At 70.5% G+C, this 386-nt stretch carries 1 protein-coding gene; it reads left to right on the top strand.

The annotated features are described in order from the left end of the window. On the top strand, positions 1-386 hold a 386-nt coding region (locus J7E68_RS19505; protein WP_251048546.1), incomplete at both ends, for a 2-oxo acid dehydrogenase subunit E2.

Genomic DNA, 386 nt, shown 5'->3' with positions numbered 1-386 from the left:
GCGCGTGGGCGACCGGGGCGCCGTATCGGATGCCGCGTCGCCCGCCGCCGGTGTGCCCCGTGATGCCTCGACGCTGCAGGCATCGTCACGCGAGACACGGATCCCGATCCGGGGCGTGCGCAAGCACACCGCCGCGGCGATGGTGGAGAGCGCGTTCACCGCGCCGCACGTCACGATCTTCCACACGGTGGACGTGACGGCGACCATGGATCTCCTGGCCTCGTTCCGCGACGATCGGGCGTTGGTCGAGCACCGCATCGGACCTCTCGCCGTCGTGGCCAAGGCCGTCTGCCTGGCGTTGGGACGCACGCCGGGGCTGAACTCGCACTGGGACGAGACCTCGCAGGAGATCGTGCAGTACCACTACGTCGACCTCGGCATCGCCG

Origin of the sequence: Microbacterium sp. ISL-103 (assembly GCF_018613995.1) — a bacterium.
In the GTDB taxonomy this organism is placed as follows: domain Bacteria; phylum Actinomycetota; class Actinomycetes; order Actinomycetales; family Microbacteriaceae; genus Microbacterium.
This window is presented reverse-complemented; position numbering and strand designations above follow the sequence as displayed.